Source organism: Streptomyces sp. NPDC050674, from assembly GCF_040654575.1.
GTDB lineage: Bacteria > Actinomycetota > Actinomycetes > Streptomycetales > Streptomycetaceae > Streptomyces.
In genome coordinates, this window is the sequence record NZ_JBFAIG010000012.1 from 40,336 (window position 1) to 57,726 (window position 17,391).

Sequence of the window (17,391 nt, forward strand, 5' to 3'; positions counted from 1 at the left end):
TCATTCCCCGGATCGTCCGTCCCCGTTCACTGCATGGAGGATGCCGGGCAGCGCCCCGAGGAACGCGTCCACCTCGTCGTCGCCGAGGTTCAGCGGCGGCATCAGCCGGACGACGTCGGGGGCGGGCGCGTTCACCAGGAATCCGGCCTCCTGAGCCGCCTGGCGCACCTGGGGCGCGAGCGGCTCGGTGAGCACGATACCCAGGAGGAGTCCCGAGCCCCGGACGAAATCGATCAACTGGTGGCCGAGAGCCTCGATTCCGTCCCGCAACCTCTCGCTCTGCCGCTTGACGTTCTCCAGCAACCCCTCGTTCTCGATGGTGTCGAGGACGGCGAGCCCGGCCGCGCAGGCCACGGGATTGCCGCCGAAGGTCGTGCCGTGCTGGCCGGGCTGGAGCAGGTCCGCGGCCCGCCCGAAGGCGACGGTCGCACCGAGCGGCAAACCGCCGCCGAGCTGTTTGGCGAGGGTGACGACGTCGGGCAGGACGCCTTCGTGGGCCTGGTACTCGAACCAGTGCCCGGTGCGGCCGATGCCGGTCTGCACCTCGTCGAGGACCAGGAGCGCCCCGGTCGCGGCGGTGATGGCCCGGGCGGCCTTGAGGTAGCCGGCGGGCGGGACGACGACACCCAGCTCCCCCTGGATCGGCTCCAGGACGACGAGCGCGGTCTCCTCGGTGACGGCGGCGGCCAGGGCCTGCGCGTCGCCGAAGGGCACGTGGGTGACGTCGCCGGGCAGCGGCAGGAACGGCTCCCGCTTGCCCTGCTGGCCGGTCAGCGCCAGGGCGCCCATGGTCCGCCCGTGGAAGGCGCCCTCGGTGGCCACCACGTGGGTCCGCCCGGTCAGCCGGCCGATCTTGAAGGCGGCCTCGTTGGCCTCGGCGCCGGAGTTGCAGAAGAAGACCTTGCCGTCCCGGCCGAACAGGCGCAGCAGCCGTTCGGCGAGGGCGACGGTCGGCTCCGCCATGAAGAAGTTGGAGATGTGGCCGAGGGAGCCGATCTGCCGGGTGACGGCCTCGACGATCGCCGGGTGGGCGTGGCCGAGGGCGTTGGTGGCGATGCCGCCGACGAAGTCGAGGTAGGAGGTGCCGTCGGCGTCCCAGACGCGGGTGCCCTCGCCGCGTGCCAGGGGCAGCAGCGGGGTGCCGTAGTTGTTCATGAGCGCGCCCTGCCACCGCTCGGCGTACTCCTGCTGGGCGGTCATACGGCGTCCCCCTCTTGCTCGTCGGGCACGACCATCGTGCCGATGCCCTCGTCGGTGAAGATCTCCAGCAGGATCGAGTGCTGGACCCGGCCGTCGATGACCCGGGCGGTGGTCACGCCGTTGCGCACGGCGTGCAGGCAGCCCTCCATCTTCGGCACCATGCCGGACGACAGGTCCGGCAGCAGCCGCTCCAGCTCGGTGGCGGTGAGGCGGCTGATCACCTCGTCGCTGTGCGGCCAGTCCTCGTAGAGGCCCTCGACGTCCGTGAGGACCATGAGGGTTTCGGCGTCCAGTGCAGCAGCGAGTGCCGCAGCCGCCGTATCAGCATTGACGTTGTAGACATGTCCGTCGTCCTGGGAGCGGGCGATCGAGGAGACGACCGGGATGCGGCCGTCGGCGAGCAGGGCCTCGATGGCGCCGGTGTCGATCGCGGTGATCTCGCCGACGCGCCCGATGTCGACCAGCTCGCCGTCGATCTCGGGCTGGTGCTTGGTGGCGGTGATGGTGTGCGCGTCCTCGCCGGTGAGGCCGACGGCGAGCGGCCCGTGCTGGTTGAGCAGTCCGACCAGTTCACGCTGGACCTGACCGGCCAGCACCATCCGTACGACGTCCATGGCGTCCTCGGTGGTCACCCGCAGGCCGGCCTTGAACTCGCTGACGATGCCGTGCTGGTCGAGGGCGGCGCTGATCTGCGGGCCGCCTCCGTGCACGACGACGGGCTTGAGGCCGGCGTGGTGCAGGAAGACGACGTCCTGGGCGAAGGCGGCCTTCAGGTCCTCGTCGATCATGGCGTTGCCGCCGAACTTGATGACGACGGTCTTGCCGTTGTGCCGGACCAGCCAGGGCAGGGCCTCGATGAGGATCTGCGCCTTGGGCAGCGCGGTGTGCTTGCGTGTCGCTCCACTGCTCATGACGAGTACGCGCTGTTCTCGTGGACGTAGTCGGCGGTGAGGTCGTTGGTCCAGATGGTGGCGGTCTTGGACCCGGCGGCGAGGTCGGCGACGATGTGCACCTCGCGGTAGCGCATGTCGACCTTGTCGCGGTCCTCGCCGACGCCGCCGTTCTTGCAGACCCACACGCCGTTGATGGCGACGTTGAGCCGGTCGGGCTCGAAGGCGGCCGACGTCGTGCCGATCGCGGAGAGGACGCGGCCCCAGTTGGGGTCCTCACCGTGGATGGCGCACTTGAGGAGGTTGTTGCGGGCGATGGAGCGGCCCACCTCGACGGCGTCGTCCTCGCTCGCGGCGTTGATCACCTCGACCTTGATGTCCTTGCTGGCGCCCTCGGCGTCCCGGATGAGCTGCTGGCCGAGGTCGTCGCAGACCTGCCGTACGGCTTCGGCGAACTCCTCGTAGGCGGGAGTCACTTCGGCGGAGCCGGAGGCCAGGAGCAGCACGGTGTCGTTGGTGGACATGCAGCCGTCGGAGTCGACCCGGTCGAAGGTGGTGCGGGTGGCCGCCCGCAGGGCCTTGTCCAGGTCGGCGTCGTCGACGGCGGCGTCGGTGGTGAGGACGACGAGCATGGTGGCGAGGCCGGGGGCGAGCATGCCCGCGCCCTTGGCCATGCCGCCGACCGTCCAGCCGTCCTTGGTGACGACGGACGTCTTGTGGACGGTGTCGGTGGTCTTGATGGCGATGGCGGCCTTCTCGCCGCCGTGCTGGGACAGTTGGGCCGCGGCCGTCTCGACTCCCGGGAGCAGCTTGTCCATCGGGAGCAGGACGCCGATGAGGCCGGTCGAGCAGACGGCGACCTCGATGGCGCCCCGGCCGAGGACCTCGGCGACCTTCTCGGCGGTGGCGTGGGTGTCCTGGAAGCCCTTCGGACCCGTGCAGGCGTTTGCGCCACCGGAGTTGAGGACGACGGCGGAGACCTGGCCGCTCTTGAGCACCTGCTCGGACCACAGGACCGGGGCGGCCTTCACACGGTTGGAGGTGAAGACGCCCGCGGCGGCGCGGCGGGGCCCGTTGTTGACCACGAGGGCCAGGTCCGGGTTGCCGTTCTCCTTGATCCCGGCGGCGATGCCCGCCGCCGTGAACCCTTTGGCTGCCGTGACGCTCACGGTGCGACTCCGATCGTGGAAAGCCCGGTGGTCTCGTCGTGACCCAGAGCGATGTTCATACTCTGGACGGCACCGCCCGCGGTGCCCTTGGTGAGGTTGTCGATGGTGCTGATCACGATGATCCGTCCCGCGGCCTCGTCGTACGCGACCTGCACCTGAACGGCGTTCGAACCGTGGACGGACGCCGTGGCGGGCCACTGCCCCTCGGGCAGCAGGTGCACGAACGGTTCGTCAGCGAAGGCCTTCTCGTAGGCGGCGCGCAGGGACTCGGCCGTGATCCCGTCGGCGGCCTTGGCGCTGCACGTGGCGAGGATGCCGCGGGGCATCGGCGCGAGGGTCGGGGTGAAGGACACGGTGACCGGCTGCCCGGCGGCCGCGCTGAGGTTCTGGGTGATCTCGGGGGTGTGCCGGTGCACGCCGCCGACGCCGTACGGGGACATCGAGCCCATGACCTCGCTACCCAGCAGGTGCGGCTTGGGCGCCTTTCCGGCGCCGGACGTGCCGGAGGCGGCGACGATCACGGCCTCGGACCCGGCCAGCCCCGCGGCGTACGCCGGGAAGAGGGCCAGGGAGACGGCGGTCGGATAGCAACCGGGCACCGCGATGCGCTTGGACCCCGTAAGCCGAGCGCGGGCACCCGGCAGTTCGGGAAGACCGTAGGGCCAGGTCCCGGCGTGCGGCGAGCCGTAGAACTTCTCCCAGGCGGCGGCGTCCGTGAGCCGGAAGTCGGCGCCCATGTCGACGACCAGCACGTCCGGGCCGAGCTGCTCGGCGACGGCGGCGGACTGCCCGTGGGGCAGCGCGAGGAAGACGACGTCGTGTCCGGCGAGCACCTCCGGGGTGGTCTCCTGGAGCACCCGTCCGGCCAGGGGCAGCAGGTGCGGCTGGAGCGCACCGAGCTTCTGTCCCGCGTTGGAGTTGCCGGTCAGGGCGCCGATCTCGACCTCGGGGTGCGCCAGGAGCAGACGCAGCAGTTCCCCGCCCGCGTATCCACTCGCTCCGGCCACTGCCGCACGTACCGCCATGGAACCTCCTCCTCAGAGGGCATGACTATACGTTTCGCTGCACGTTTATGCAATCCCATGCATGGATGTGGCCGCGGCGCGGTGAGGGCTGGCACCTCAGCCGCAGTGAGCGGCAGGGCCTCATCAACCGCCAGACGCCACTCCCAGGCCCTGTCCCCGGTGCTCGACGACCGCAAGCGCCAGGAAGCATCTGGACCTCAGCCCGCGAGGCCCTCGCTCCTGATGGCGGATAGCGGCACCTGCGCACTTGGCGAAGCGGGTCGCAGGAAAAGCAGGTGCCGAATCACGGGCCGTGCGGGCAGCATGCGTGCATGTCTACCGAAGTCAGCGGGATGATCGAGTGCCGGCCAGGTGCCCGCCTCTGGGGCCCCGACGACGAGGACTCCGTGTGGCACGCCGCCATCGACCTCTTCCTGCTCAACAACGGCAACGCCTACGACGCCCTCGCCTGCCTCTTCGGCATCCGGAACCACTTCGGCTTCCGCCCTCTGGCCGAAAGCCGCGGCTTTCCGAGCGACGCATCCGAGGGGCTCCAGACCGAGTACGCCGCTTACGGCGGATCTCCTGACACCCACGGCACGACATGGATCACGTGGGCCGAGCTCGCATCGACCGACTGGCAGGAAACAGACAGCTCCGGCACGCGAAGCCGAGAATCGGTTGCCGGAAACCAAACCCACTGGGGGCCGGTCTGGAGCGTGATGCGGACACTCAGCGGACTCCATGGAGCAGAGCATGTGCGACTCGTCACCTGGTTCCACTGACCTCGACTCCACGACGAAGCGCCGCTTGCCCGATGGGAGACCGGCGTGACCGAACGTGACGCCAGACAACCAGGTTTGTCCTGGCCATGACCACAGGTTAGGGTCCCCGGGCACGATTCAGGGGATCACGGCGGGTGGGGGGACATGGCCGAGGAGAACGACACCATGACGAGCGCGAGCGCGTGGGGGCAGGCGCTCGCGGCGGTGGTGCTGGTGGGCGCGCTCGGCGCGGGGTTCTGGGGCCTCGCGAAGACGTCGGCCGCGGAGAGCGAGCCGAAGCCCGCCACCTGCTCCGACGAGGAGACCCCGGCCCCGAAGGGCGGGCACCTCTCCGGCGCGCAGCTCTGCGAGGCGCTGAACCGGTCCGACCTGGCCGCGCTGCTCGGCACGCCGGCGGAGATCGCGCAGACCGCCTACGGCAGCGACAGCTCCTTCAAGACCGGCAGCGGCAAGGAGATCCGCACACCGCAGGCACGGGTGGAGTTCGAGACGTACACCGTGACGCTGGCGGCGACCTACGACGGCCTGCCGGTGGCCGGGTCGGAGTCCCTGCTCGGCAGCGACGCCCGCCGGCGGAAGGTCCTGGGCCGTCCGGGGGTCCTCTACTCCGAGCGCACCCTCAGCATCAGCTTCCGGCTGGACGGCGGCGACGCCGACAGCGGTCCCGGCGTCCCGGCCCGGGCCCTGAGCGTGGCCCGGGACGCGAAGGACCGCGGCGGCTCCCTGGACGTCGTGCTGTGGCGCGCGGACGGAGGGGTGCCGGACGACGCGGTGCTGCTGGGCGTCGCCGAGAAGGTGCTGCCCACCGTTCCGGGCTGGACCGCGGGCGGCTGATCCGGCCCGCCACCTCGGCGCCCGCGCGGCTGGGGCCCGGTGGCCGGAACGAGGCGTACGGGGCCGTACCCGGCGTGGGTATGTTGTGAAGGCCCTCGCGACGCGCGGGACGGAAGCCGACCATGGGTGGACCGGCGCCGGGGGGCAACCACGGGGGATGCCCACGGTGTCCACGGGGATGGCTCGCATGGCCCTGCGCATTCACTTCACCGACGACGACCTCACCCGCATCCGATTCGCCCAGGCACCCGACCCGATGTGGGAGACCCTGCAGAGCATGCACATGCTCCAGAGCCGGGACGGCTGGGCGGTCTTCGGCCGCTGGCGCGCCGGGGTGCGCCCGGCCCTCGGCGCACCGGAGCGCCAACTGCTGCGTCTGGCACCGCCCGTGGGCTATTCGCCGGACTTCCTCACACCCGCCGCCGGCGAGGGCGGTCTGGAACCGGGCATCGACGCCCTGCTGTCCACGCCCCGCGCGCGGCTGCGCCACGACCTGCTCGAACTGGCGGCCTCGGGACGCAGGCTGCCGCCGTGGGGCCGGGCCCTGGCAGCCGGCGACGCGGAGGCGGTGCACCATCTGGGGCGCACCGTGCGGGACTACTTCACGACTCATCTGGCGCCCTGCTGGGATCATGTCCGCGCCCGTTTCGAGGCCGAGCGTGCCGTGCGCAGCCGGACACCGGCCGCCGGCGCCGGCAGTCTGCTCGGCACCCTGCACCCCGAACTGCACTGGCGGCCGCCCGTGCTGACGGTGGGCGGCCTGCGCGTGGAGCGGGACGTGCACCTGCGGGGACGCGGACTGCTGGTCCTGCCGTCCTACTTCTGCTGGCGCTACCCGACGGTCCTCAAGGACGCCGCGCTGCCTCCGGTGGTCGTCTACCCCATGACGCACGAGGGCTCCCACCCGGCCGGTCCCACCGCCGACGGCACCGCCACCCCGGCCAGGCCGCTGGTCGCCCTGCTGGGGCGGACCCGGGCGGAGATCCTCCGTCACGCCGCCGGCGACGGCGCCACGACCACGGAGCTGGCGCAGGGCACCGGGGTCTCCGCCGCCACCGCCAGCTACCACGCCTCCGTGCTGCGGGACGCGGGCCTGCTCAGCACCCACCGGCTCGGCAACGCCGTGCTGCACACCGTCACGCCGCTCGGCGCGGGCCTGCTCGAAGGCCGTCCCGGCTCGGCCGCCTGAACGCCGCGACGAGGGCTTTTCGACTGCGTTCTAAAGGCGGTGCGCCCGGTGGGGCTCCTGGCCAGACTCGGCGTCAGCGATGTCGGCCGCCGGGCGGACAGAGGGGAAGCAGCCATGGAGAAACCGGATCCACGCTGGGTGCTCGCCTTCGACGGGTCGTGCGCGACCTGCCGGAAGATCTCCAGCGCGGTCTCACAGGCCTGTGACGGCAGACTCGAGGTGCTGCCGCTGGACGACAGCAGGGTCGGGCAGTGGCGCGAGCAGGCCTACGGCACGGACGCCCCGTGGGCGCCGACCCTGCTGCGGGCGGGCAGCGGCGGGGTGCGCGCCTGGACCGGCGGGGCCATGACCGTGCCGCTGCTGCGCCGGCTCGGCCCGCGCTCGGCGCTGCGGGTGCTGCGCGCCCTCGGCGACCTGCGCGGCGCCGACGCCCGCCACACCGCCGACCGGCCGGTGACCGGCCGGACCCTGCGCCGTGCGCAGTTCCTGCGGGCCGGGGCCGGGCTGGTGGTGGCGGCCGGGGTCATCATGCGCGGCAGTACTCCCGCCTTCGCCGAGAACGAGGCCGAGGCCGCACGCCGCTGGGTCCTGGCACACCGGGACGCGCTGCCCACCACCTACGACGACGTGGCCGCACTCCCGGTGAGCCACCGCCGCGCCCTGCACGAGGCGCTGCCGGCGAAGGCCCGCAGCGGTCTGTGGTCGGAGCACCTGCGGCGTTTCGGTGCCGCCCGGCCGGAGCTGAGCGCCGCGCAGCGCCGGGTACTGGACCGGGCCCTGGCCGTCGCCTCCGACCCGGCGACCTTCGAGGGCGAGCCGCCCGCCGAGGTCGCGAAGCTCGGCGAGGCGGCCCGCGACGCGTTCGGCCCCGCCGAGGCGAGGGCGATGCTGGCCGTCCTCGGTCCGGCGCCGCAGGCGGCGCCACCGCCCAACTGCGAGTGCAACAGGATCGACGTGTACTGCGGCTGGGACGGCGACTGCATCGACAACGGCTGCCGCCACACCAGCATGGGCTGCGGAAGCCTCTACATCTATCCGTGCAACGGACTCTGCTTCAACTGACCACGGCGACCGCGTCGCCGTGCCGCGACGCGGAGGACGGAGTGCTCCATGCGTGATTCCGGGGTGCGCTGGATGCTGGCCTTCGACAGCTCCTGCGGGGCCTGCCGCGCCATCTCCTCGCTCGTGTACGAGGCGTGCGACGGCAAGCTGGAAGTGGTGCCGCTCGGGCGCCAGGACGTACGCGACCGGCGTGAGCGGGCCCTGGGCGCGGACGCCCCCTGGGTGCCCACGCTGCTGGCCGTGGACGGCGGTGAGGGCGCACGGGTGCGGGCGTGGACCGGCCCCGGGCTCGCCGTCGCGCTGGCCCGGCGGCTGGGGCCGCGGTCCTCCGTGCGGGTGCTGCGCGCCCTGGGGCGGGCGCGCGCCGAGAGCACACCGGCCCGGGGGCGGCTCGGTCGTGCCGAGTTCCTGCGTCTGGGCGGGGGCCTCGCGGTCGCCGCGGCCGTCCTGGTGAAGGGCACGACCCCGGCGTTCGCCAGGGACAGGGACGCGGCGGCGGCCCAGGACTGGGTCCGCGAGCACACCGGCCGGCTGCCGACCCGCTACGACGACGTGGCCGCCCTGCCGCTCGCCCACCGCCGCGCCGTGCACGCCGCGCTGCCCGCCGGGGTGCGCAGCGCGCTGTGGGTGGAGCACATCGACCGGTGGCGGGCGGCCCACGCCGACCTGACACCCGCTCAGGTCAGGGTGGTGGAGCGGGCGCGGGCGGCGGCGTCGCGGGTGTCGACGTTCGAGTTCGAGCGGGGCCGCCGGGGCACCGACGAGATCCTGCGCATCGACGAAGCCGCCGAGGCCGCCTTCGAACCCGCCGAGGCCCACGCGCTGCTGGCCACGCTCGGACCGGCCGAGGCCGCCGCGCTGCCGGACTGCGAGTGCAACACCTACAGCGACAAGTGCTGGGGCAGCAGCTGCATCTGGGTGCAGAACTCGTGCGTCCGCTCCGACAGCGGCTGCGGGACCCTGTGGACCTGGTCCTGCAACGGGCTCTGCTACCAGTGACGGCCACGGCACGGGCCGCCGCCCGGGGGACGGCGGCCCGTGCCGGCGGGTCCTACTTCTGCTTGATCCGCAGGAAGGTCACCGAGTTCGCCGGGAAGGTGTAGGTGAACTTCTCCGCCACGCCCCGGAAGGTGGACGTCACCGGCGTCACCGGGGTGTCCGTCTCGGTGTTCACGGCGTCCTCGTCGGCGGCCAGCGTGGTCACGCGGGCCGTGGAGGCCACCTTGGCGCCACCGAGGTCGACGGCCGTACGGGCCTCGGCCGACTGGGCGTTGACGACCTTGACGATCAGGTCACCGGTCTTGGCGTCCTTGGTGACGACCTGGCGGAACGGCTCGGCCGGCTTGTCGTCCTTGAAGGCGCCCCACTCCTTGCCGTCGAGGAAGAGGGTGACCTGACGGCCGCGCACCTTGATGTCGATGTCGTAGGCCCGGCCCGTCTCGATCGACCCGGCCTTCGTCATCAGGGTGCTCTTGCCGCCGTCCACGGCCTGCTCGATCGCGGACTGGGTGTTGTTCCAGCCGCCCAGGTTCCACCAGTAGTAGTTGCCGGTGTCCTTGACGCCGAAGGCGACGAGGAAACCCTCCTTGCCGGACTTCTTGGTGGCCTTCACATGCAGGTCGTAGTCCTTCCAGGCCGGGTCGCCCGCCGTGACCAGGGTGTTCTCGGCGGCGGTGTCGGTCTGGACGTAGGCCCCGTCCTGGATGCTCCAGCTGCCGGCGCCGGAGTGCTTCCACTTCGAGGCGTCACCGGCGAAGTCGTCGCTCAGCAGGGTCGCGCCGTCGGCCGAGGTGACCTTCACATCGTCGTACGCGGCGCTGGTCGCCCACGTCGACAGGCCGACGGCGCCGGTGATGGGGCCACTGACGTTCGGCGTGGTGGTGGCCTTCGACGGCACCACGCGGTCGCCGACGTTGTTCATGAACAGTTTCTGGACCTCGTAGTTGGCCGAGTTCCAGGAGGCCCGGTTGTTGAACCAGATCAGGTCGGGCCGCCACTGCACGTAGTCCTCGTTGGCCAGCAGCGGGGCGTAGGAGGCGAGCTTGACGACGTCCGCGTTGCGCTCGAGGCCGGTCATGAAGGCGGCTTCGGACAGGCCGTTCTTCCAGGCGTTGCCCTGTGAGGCGTACTCGCCGAGGAAGACCTTGGGACCCTTGCGGTCGTAGGAGTCGTAGCGGTCGTTGTTCTGGAGGAACCAGGTGGGGCTGTTGTAGTAGTGCTCGTCGACCATGTCGACGTTGGCCTCGCGGTTGAGCTGCCAGGCGGTGTCGAAGGTCGAACCGGCGTCGTCGGGGCCGGAGTTGGAGATGACGGTGATGTCGGGGTACTTGGCCTCGACGGCGGCGCGGAACTGCTGGAAGCGGGTGAAGAACTCCTTGGGGAGGTTCTCCTCGTTGCCGACCTCGATGTGGGTCAGGTGGAAGGGCTTGGGATGGCCCATCCGGGCGCGCACCTTGCCCCACGTGGAGGTCGCCGGGCCGTTGGCGAACTCGATGAGGTCGAGGGTGTCCTGGATGTGCCGCTTGAGCAGCGCCTCGTTGTCGACGGCCTTGTTCTGCCCGCAGCCGGTCACCAGGGCGGGGACGACCGGCAGCGGCATGGCGCCGATGTCCTCGGAGAAGCGGAAGTACTCGTAGTAGCCGAGTCCGTAGCTCTGGTTGTAGCCCCAGAAGTTGGCGTTGGTGGCGCGTTCCTCGACGGGGCCGATGGTGTCCTTCCACTGGTAGCTGCGCTTGCGCTGCCAGTTCGAGGACGCGCTGTAGTCCTCCATGGAGCCGGTGTTGACCAGGCAGCCGCCGGGGAAGCGCACGAAACCGGGCTTCAGGGCGGCGATCTTCTCGGCGAGGTCCTTGCGCAGGCCGTTCGGCTGGTTCTTGTAGGTCTCGCGCGGGAACAGGGACACCTCGTCGAGCGCGGCGGCGTTCGTCGAGGCGACGGTGAGCCGGCCGCGGTTGCTGGTGCGGGTCGCCGTGAACGTGGCCCTGTACTTGGCCCAGCCGCCCTTGACGGCGACCTGGCGGGCGGTGGCCAGGCTGCCCGCGGCGTCCTTCAGGGAGACGGTGAGGGTGCTGCCGCTCTCGGCGCGGGCCCACACGGAGACGTCGTACCGCTTGCCCTGCTCGACCCGGATGCCGGTGTTGTAGCCGGCGTTCGTGACGGATGAACCGGCGGCCAGGGAGAGGTAGTTGCGGTTGCGTTCGTTGAGCCGGCCCGAGTCGTTGACGACCTCGGCGGTACCGCCGACCGTCCAGGCGGTCAGGGGCGTGTAGGAGCCGTTGTCGGCGGTGGAGTACTCGAAGGACCGGTTCTGCACGAGCTCGGCATACAGACCGCCGTCGGCGGCCCGGTTGATGTCCTCGAAGAAGACGCCGTACATCGTGTCGTCGATCTTCGCGCCCTGGGCGGACGGGTCGACGGTGATCGCGTAGTCGGTGACGTCCTCGGCGTGCGCGGGGGCCGGTACGAGGGCTATGGCCGTCAGGAGGGCGGTGGTCGCGAGACCGGCTCTCCGGCGGGTGCGGGCGGCGGTGCGTGGCATGGATACTCCGCGGCTCTCTGGTAGAGGAGTGTTCGAAATATCAGACATTGGTCAGCACTTCGAACGGCAAGATAGGGAGGGGGCGGATGCGCGTCAATGGGTCGCGCAGCAACGGCCGGGACGGAGAGCGGGGCAGGATGGGCGGGTTCTGGCCAGTGCCGGACGTACTGGGGTATCTGGCCGGGCGCTGGCGGGTGTCACGCTCGGTGCGGGATCTCGCGAGCGGCGCGGAAGGGCAGTTCACCGGCGTCACCGAGTTCCGTGCGGACGGGGAGGAGCCCGGCGCACTGCTGCACCTGGAGTCCGGCACCTTCGTCTGGCAGGGCGTCGCCCGGCCCGCGGAGCGCACCCTGCGCTTCCTGCCGGGCCCGGACGGCACTGCCGACGTGCGGTTCGCCGACATGCGGCCGTTCCACGACCTGGACCTGAGCACCGGCCGGCATGTCGCCGGCCACCCGTGTTCCGCGGACCTCTACCGCGGCGAGTTCACCGTCCGCGACGCGGACCACTGGCGGACGGTGTGGCGGGTCAGGGGCCCCGCCAAGGACCTGGTGCTGCGGACCGGCTACGCGCGCGAGGGCTGATCGGGCGCCCCGTCGAAACGCAGGTTCCAGCGGCCCGCCCGGCCGGTCACCGAGGTCGCCGACAGCGGGCGGACGTCGAGGTTCCAGTACGTCGAGGGCGGGGCCTTCAGGACGTACACCAGGGCGGCCCGGATCACGGACGGTTCGGCCACCGCCACCACCCGGCAGCCGTCCTCGACGGGCCGGGTGTCCAGCCAGCCGCCCACGCGGGTGATGAAGTCGACCAGGGACTCACCGCCGTGCGGTGTGGCGCGGGGGTCGGCCAGCCAGGCGTCCACGGCGTCGGGCTCCCGGGCCATGGCCTCGCCGAGGGTCAGCCCGCGCCACCGGCCCATGTCGCAGTCCCGCAGCCCCAGCTGCACCAGCGGGGCGTACCCCAGCCCCTCCCCCGTCGAGCGGCTGCGCGGGGCCGGCGAGCAGTAGCGCAGTTCCGCCGCGGCGAGCGGCAGCAGCCCCTGGGCGACGCGCTCCACCTCGCCCCAGCCGGCCTGGTCCAGCGGCCGGTCGTCCTCGAAACGCTCGGCGGGCGGCGCGGAGCTGCGCGCGGCGGCGACGAACGTGACCCTCAGTGGCATGCGGCGATGGTGTGCGCCGCAAGTACGCAGGTCAAGAGGTGTTACCTACGAGTTACCGAGAGGCGGCGGCCCTCACCGGCCGAAGAGGAGCGCCATCCAGTGCTCGGGCCGCTCCAGCGGGGCGAACCCGAGCTTGCGGTACACCCCGTGCGCGTCGTGCGTGGCGAGCAGCACCCGCCGCACCCCGTAGGACCGCGTCTCGTCCCGTACGGCGCCCACCAGCGCGGTCCCGACGCCCTTGCCGCGCACCGACGGACTGACGTACACGTCGCACAGCCACGCGAAGGTCGCCCGGTCGGTGATCACCCGGGCGTAGGCGACCTGCTCCCCCGACACCGCGTCGTAGACACCGAAGTTGAGCGACCCCTCGATCGCACGGTCCTGCTGCTCGCGCGAACGCCCCAGCGCCCAGTACGCGTCGGTGGACAGCCAGTGGTGCACGCGGTCGCGGTCGACGCGACCGGGGTCGGTGGAGATCTCGTAGCCCTCGGGCGGGCGCGGCGTGTCGGTCATGTCCGCGATGCTCGCAGCCGTCCGCAGACCCGTCGAGCGGTTATCCCCACACCTCGTCACAGGCGGTGCGCAGCCGCCGCACGCCCTCGGCGATCTCCCCGGTCCCGGCGACCGCGGCGAAACTGAGACGGAGGTGCGCGGCCGGCGGTTCGGCACTGAAGTACGGGCGGCCGGGGGTGAGGGCGACGCCGGCACGCAGGGCAGCGGAGGTCAGCACGGACTCGTCCGTGCCGTCGGGCAGGCGCGGCCACAGGTGGTAGCCGCCCGACGGCACGTGCGGCAGGGCGAGTTCGGGCAGGTGCAGGGCGAGGGCGCCGGTCATCGCGTCGCGGCGGGTCTTCAGCTCCGCGGAGAGCGCCCTCAGATGGCGTGGCCAGGCGGGCGAGCCGACGAGTTCGAGCGCGGCCTCCTGGAGGGGGCGCGGCACGAAGAACGTGTCGACGACCTGGATGGCGCGCAGGCGTTCCAGGACCGGGCCGCGGGCGGCCAGGGCACTGACCCGGAAGCTCGGCGAGGTCGCCTTGGTCAGCGAGGAGACGTGGACGACGACGCCGTCGGGGTCGTCGGCGGCCAGCGGGCGCGGCAGCGGCCCGGCGTCCTCGTGCACCAGCCGCCGCACGAAGTCGTCCTCGACGACGAACGCGCCCGCCTCCCGGGCGATGCGCAGCACCTCGGCGCGCCTCCCGGCCGCGAGCACGGCGCCGGTGGGGTTCTGGAAGAGCGGCTGGCAGACGAAGGCCGGGGCGCCGGTGGCGCGGAACGCGTCGGCGAGCAGCTCAGGTCGCACGCCGTCGGCGTCCACCGGGACGGGCACCGGGCGCAGGCCCGCCGCCCGGGCGATGGCGAGCATGCCGGGGTAGGTCGGCGACTCGACCAGGACCGGCGCGCCGGGCGGGGCGAGGGCGCGCAGGGCGGTGGTGAGCGCGGACTGCCCGCCCGCGGTGATCAGCACCTCGGCGGCCGTGACCGCGCCGCCGATGCTCCGCGCGAACCACTCGCGCAGTTCGGGCAGTCCCTCCATGGGCGGCCGCCCCCAGGCCCCGGGACGGCGTCCGGCCCGCGAGAGGGCGGCTGCCATGGCCCGCTCCGGCTGCAACGAGGGGTGCAGGTAGCCGCCGTTGAACTCGATCACGCCGGGCGGCGGCGCGGCCAGCGACACCAGGACCCCGGAGGCGTCCACCGAGCGCGGGACCAGGTCGGCGGCTCCGTCGGCGCTGAGCGCGACCTCCTGCCAGGAGGTGTCCCCGGCGGGGGCCGGTGCCGTCCGGGCCTGCGCGCGGAAGGCGCCAGCGCCGGGCCGGGTGACCACCAGGCCCTCGGCGGCGAGCTGCGCCAGGGCCCGCGACACCGTCACCGGACTGACCCGGAACCGCTCGACGAGTGCCCGGCTCGACGGCAGCTTTCCACCGGGTGAGTAGCGGTCCAGCTCCCGCCTCAGCCGTTCCGCCAGGTCACCTACGCTGCTACGCTCTTGCATGAGAGCACAGAGTAGCGCTACTGCCGCACCGCCGATAGCAGTCGCCCCCTCGGAGCCGGAGCGCCCCGGCTTCGGCACCCTCCAGGCCGCGCTGGGCGTCGTCGCCTTCTCCCTCACGTTCCCGGCCACCGCCTGGGGGCTGGAGGGCTTCGGACCCTGGTCCCTGGTGGCCGTGCGGAGCGTCCTGGCCGCGCTCATCGCGGGCGGCTGTCTGCTGGCCCTGCGCGTGCCGCCGCCCGCCCGAAGGCACTGGCCGGGCCTCGCGGTCGTCGCAGCCGGTGTCGTCCTCGGCTTTCCCCTGCTGACGACGCTGGCGCTGCGGACCTCCACCACCGCGCACGCCGCGGTCGTGGTGGGCCTGCTCCCCCTGACCACCGCGCTCCTGTCCGCGCTGCGCGTCGGCGCCCGGCCCTCGCGCACCTTCTGGATCGCCGCTCTCGCGGGCGCGGCGGCGGTGCTGGCCTTCACGGCGCAGCAGAGCGGCGGCGCCCTGACCACCGCCGACCTGTACCTCTTCGCCGCGCTGCTGGTCTGCGCGGCCGGCTACACCGAGGGCGGCCGGCTGGCCCGGCTCATGCCGGGCTGGCAGGTGATCGGCTGGGCGCTGCTGCTGTGCCTGCCGCTCACCGTGCCCGTGGCCGCGCTCGCCCTGGCGCACGAGCCGGTGCGGCTGACCGCGCACAGCGTCACCGGACTGCTGTGGGTCGCGGCGGGCTCACAGTTCGCCGGACTGGTCGTCTGGTACCGCGGCATGGCGGCCATCGGCATCCCCAAGGCCAGCCAGTTGCAGCTCGCCCAGCCGCTGCTCACACTGGTGTGGTCGGTGCTGCTGCTGGGCGAGCACCTCACGGTCGCCGCCCCGCTGACGGCCGCGGCGGTGCTGGTCTGCATCGCCGTCACACAGCGGTCACGCGGCTGAGCGGGACGGCGCACGGCCACCGCCGGCAGGCGCCGCCGGCCGTGGACCCGTGAGGCCACGGACCGCTGCCCCGCACCTCGTGAGGAGGCCCCAGATGCGCGCAACCGTGGGCGACCAGCTTGTCCAGCACGGCAGGGTGGTCGGTCAGCACGACAAGGTCGGCGAGATCGTCGAGGTGCTCGGCCAGGAGGGCGGCCCGCCGTACCGCGTCCGGTTCGAGGACGGGCACGAGGGCGTGTGCTCCCCGGGGCCCGACACGGAGATCCGGCACCGGGAGACCACCACCGGGCCGTGACCTCAGCGCGGCGGCGGCGCCGGCTGCCCGTAGTGGTCGGCGACCACCCGCGCCATCGCACCGATCCGGTCGGCCGCCACGTCCTTGGCGGCGAAGTAGACGTGTCCGCGCACCTCCGGGTGCTCCGCGGCGAGGCTCAGGTGCCGTGACAGCTCGCCGGTCTCCTGCCAGGCGGCGGGCTGCGCCGGGTCGCCGGCCTTGTAGAGCGCCTCCCCGACGTAGAGCTGCGTCGAGCTGCCGCGTGCGACCTCCGCCCACCAGGGCACCAGCTTCGCGTAGTCGGCGGCGGCGAAGCCGATGTTCCAGTACAGCTGCGGGACGATGTAGTCGATCCAGCCCTCGCGCACCCACGTGCGGGTGTCCGCGTACAGATCGTCGTACGTCTCCACGCCCGCCCTCGTGTCCGAGCCGAGCGGGTCGGTCCCGGCGTTGCGCCACACGCCGAAGGGGCTGATGCCGAAACGGGCGCCCGGCCGCACCTCCTTGACGCGGTCCGCCGTCTCCCGCACCAGCCGGTCGATGTTGTCCCGCCGCCAGGCGGCCCGGTCGGGGAAGTCACCGCCGTGCTCGTCGTAGGCGTCGTCGTCGTCGAAGCTCTGCCCGGCCACGGGGTACGGGTAGAAGTAGTCGTCGAAATGGACACCGTCCACGGGGTACTTCGCCACCGCGTCGAGCATGGCGTCCTCGACGAAGGCGCGAACCTCGGGCAGCCCCGGGTTGTAGAAGAGCTTCCCGCCGTACGTCACCACCCACTCGGGGTTCTGACGGGCGGGGTGCGAGGCGGCGAGCCGGGCCGGGTCGGCGTGGACGGCGATCCGGTACGGGTTGAACCAGGCGTGCAGGTGCAGGCCCCGCGCATGGGCCTCCTCGACGGCCGTACCCAGCGGGTCCCAGCCGGGGTCCTTGCCCTGGGTGCCGGTGAGGTACTGCGACCACGGCTCGTACGGCGAGGGCCACAGGGCGTCCGCGGTGGGCCGGACCTGGAAGAACACGGTGTTGAGCCGGTTGCGGACCGCCGTGTCGAGGTGGGTGAGCAGCTCCGAGCGCTGCTGCGAGGCGGTCAGTCCGGACTTCGAGGGCCAGTCCCGGTTGGCCACGGTCGCGAGCCACACCCCGCGCATCTCGCCGGCCGGCGCCCCGCCCCGGCGGCCGGACGCGGCCGACGCCGGGGGCATCATCGTGAGTGCCGACAGCGCCGCCACGGCGAACGCCCTGCGTGAGACTCGTCCCATCCGCATGCCCCAAAATGCCGCGGATCCGCACCGTCGCGGATCGCTCCGGGCCCAGCATGCCCGAAGGCGACCCGCCCCCCGTGATCGATCATCGATACTTGGCGGTAACGTGCACGAACGGAGCA

17 protein-coding genes are annotated in these 17,391 nt (G+C 72.4%); 8 read left to right on the forward strand and 9 right to left on the reverse strand.

Features of this window, described 5'->3' with window-relative positions; translation table 11 throughout:
• From AB0I06_RS20675 to argC, 4 genes are read right to left on the reverse strand one after another with little or no spacing between them, the layout of a single operon-like run.
• Positions 1–1,200 (reverse strand): acetylornithine transaminase, encoded by a 1,200-nt coding sequence (locus tag AB0I06_RS20675; protein WP_363120272.1) that lies wholly within the window; start codon positions 1,198–1,200, stop codon positions 1–3.
• A complete protein-coding gene (argB, locus tag AB0I06_RS20680) occupies positions 1,197–2,111 on the reverse strand; it encodes an acetylglutamate kinase (RefSeq protein ID WP_161368351.1) in 915 nt (304 codons plus the stop codon). Before argB ends, AB0I06_RS20675 begins: the two co-directional genes overlap by 4 nt.
• A complete protein-coding gene (gene argJ / locus AB0I06_RS20685) occupies positions 2,108–3,259 on the reverse strand; it encodes a bifunctional glutamate N-acetyltransferase/amino-acid acetyltransferase ArgJ (RefSeq protein WP_363120273.1) in 1,152 nt (383 codons plus the stop codon). Before argJ ends, argB begins: the two co-directional genes overlap by 4 nt.
• A complete protein-coding gene (gene argC, locus AB0I06_RS20690) occupies positions 3,256–4,284 on the reverse strand; it encodes an N-acetyl-gamma-glutamyl-phosphate reductase (RefSeq protein WP_363120274.1) in 1,029 nt (342 codons plus the stop codon). The genes argJ and argC overlap by 4 nt, the downstream gene beginning before the upstream one ends.
• A gap of 311 nt (positions 4,285–4,595) precedes the next feature.
• On the opposite strand from argC, the gene AB0I06_RS20695 reads away from it, so the two are divergent.
• From AB0I06_RS20695 to AB0I06_RS20715, 5 genes are all read left to right on the forward strand, one after another.
• Complete coding sequence (locus tag AB0I06_RS20695) at positions 4,596–5,048, forward strand: hypothetical protein (RefSeq protein ID WP_363120275.1); 453 nt, start codon at positions 4,596–4,598, stop codon at positions 5,046–5,048.
• A gap of 144 nt (positions 5,049–5,192) precedes the next feature.
• Complete coding sequence (locus AB0I06_RS20700) at positions 5,193–5,882, forward strand: DUF6215 domain-containing protein (protein ID WP_363120276.1); 690 nt, start codon at positions 5,193–5,195, stop codon at positions 5,880–5,882.
• Between the two features lie 187 nt (positions 5,883–6,069).
• A complete protein-coding gene (locus AB0I06_RS20705; protein WP_363120277.1) occupies positions 6,070–7,071 on the forward strand; it encodes a winged helix-turn-helix domain-containing protein in 1,002 nt (333 codons plus the stop codon).
• A 114-nt stretch (positions 7,072–7,185) separates the two neighbouring features.
• Positions 7,186–8,133 carry a bacteriocin fulvocin C-related protein gene (locus AB0I06_RS20710; protein WP_363120278.1) on the forward strand — a complete coding sequence of 316 codons (948 nt, stop codon included), beginning with the start codon at positions 7,186–7,188 and terminating at the stop codon, positions 8,131–8,133.
• Between the two features lie 48 nt (positions 8,134–8,181).
• On the forward strand, positions 8,182–9,132 hold the full coding sequence (locus AB0I06_RS20715) for a bacteriocin fulvocin C-related protein (RefSeq protein ID WP_363120279.1): 951 nt from the start codon (positions 8,182–8,184) through the stop codon (positions 9,130–9,132).
• A gap of 52 nt (positions 9,133–9,184) precedes the next feature.
• Here AB0I06_RS20715 and AB0I06_RS20720 read toward each other — a convergent pair whose 3' ends face one another.
• Positions 9,185–11,671, reverse strand: coding sequence for an alpha-L-arabinofuranosidase C-terminal domain-containing protein (locus tag AB0I06_RS20720; protein WP_363120280.1), 2,487 nt, complete (start codon positions 11,669–11,671; stop codon positions 9,185–9,187).
• Between the two features lie 137 nt (positions 11,672–11,808).
• On the opposite strand from AB0I06_RS20720, the gene AB0I06_RS20725 reads away from it, so the two are divergent.
• Positions 11,809–12,255: a DUF6314 family protein gene (locus tag AB0I06_RS20725; protein WP_363120451.1), complete on the forward strand. Its 447-nt coding sequence runs from the start codon at positions 11,809–11,811 to the stop codon at positions 12,253–12,255.
• Here the strand turns inward: AB0I06_RS20725 and AB0I06_RS20730 are convergent.
• The 3 genes from AB0I06_RS20730 to AB0I06_RS20740 form a co-directional block, all read right to left on the reverse strand.
• Positions 12,237–12,830, reverse strand: coding sequence for a histidine phosphatase family protein (locus AB0I06_RS20730; protein ID WP_363120281.1), 594 nt, complete (start codon positions 12,828–12,830; stop codon positions 12,237–12,239). The two genes, AB0I06_RS20725 and AB0I06_RS20730, sit on opposite strands and share 19 nt — an antisense overlap.
• Positions 12,831–12,902: 72 nt before the next feature.
• Positions 12,903–13,343 (reverse strand): GNAT family N-acetyltransferase, encoded by a 441-nt coding sequence (locus AB0I06_RS20735; RefSeq protein ID WP_363120282.1) that lies wholly within the window; start codon positions 13,341–13,343, stop codon positions 12,903–12,905.
• A gap of 40 nt (positions 13,344–13,383) precedes the next feature.
• Positions 13,384–14,820 (reverse strand): PLP-dependent aminotransferase family protein, encoded by a 1,437-nt coding sequence (locus AB0I06_RS20740; protein WP_363120283.1) that lies wholly within the window; start codon positions 14,818–14,820, stop codon positions 13,384–13,386.
• Between AB0I06_RS20740 and AB0I06_RS20745 the strand changes: the two genes are divergently transcribed.
• Together AB0I06_RS20745 and AB0I06_RS20750 are read left to right on the forward strand one after the other, a co-directional pair.
• Complete coding sequence (locus tag AB0I06_RS20745; protein ID WP_363120284.1) at positions 14,819–15,739, forward strand: DMT family transporter; 921 nt, start codon at positions 14,819–14,821, stop codon at positions 15,737–15,739. The genes AB0I06_RS20740 and AB0I06_RS20745 overlap by 2 nt on opposite strands.
• A 94-nt stretch (positions 15,740–15,833) precedes the next feature.
• Positions 15,834–16,034 carry a DUF1918 domain-containing protein gene (locus tag AB0I06_RS20750; protein ID WP_107458238.1) on the forward strand — a complete coding sequence of 67 codons (201 nt, stop codon included), beginning with the start codon at positions 15,834–15,836 and terminating at the stop codon, positions 16,032–16,034.
• Between the two features lie 2 nt (positions 16,035–16,036).
• On the opposite strand, the gene AB0I06_RS20755 is transcribed toward AB0I06_RS20750, so the two are convergent.
• Positions 16,037–17,272, reverse strand: coding sequence for a family 10 glycosylhydrolase (locus AB0I06_RS20755; RefSeq protein WP_363120285.1), 1,236 nt, complete (start codon positions 17,270–17,272; stop codon positions 16,037–16,039).
• Between the last annotated feature and the right edge of the window lie 119 nt (positions 17,273–17,391).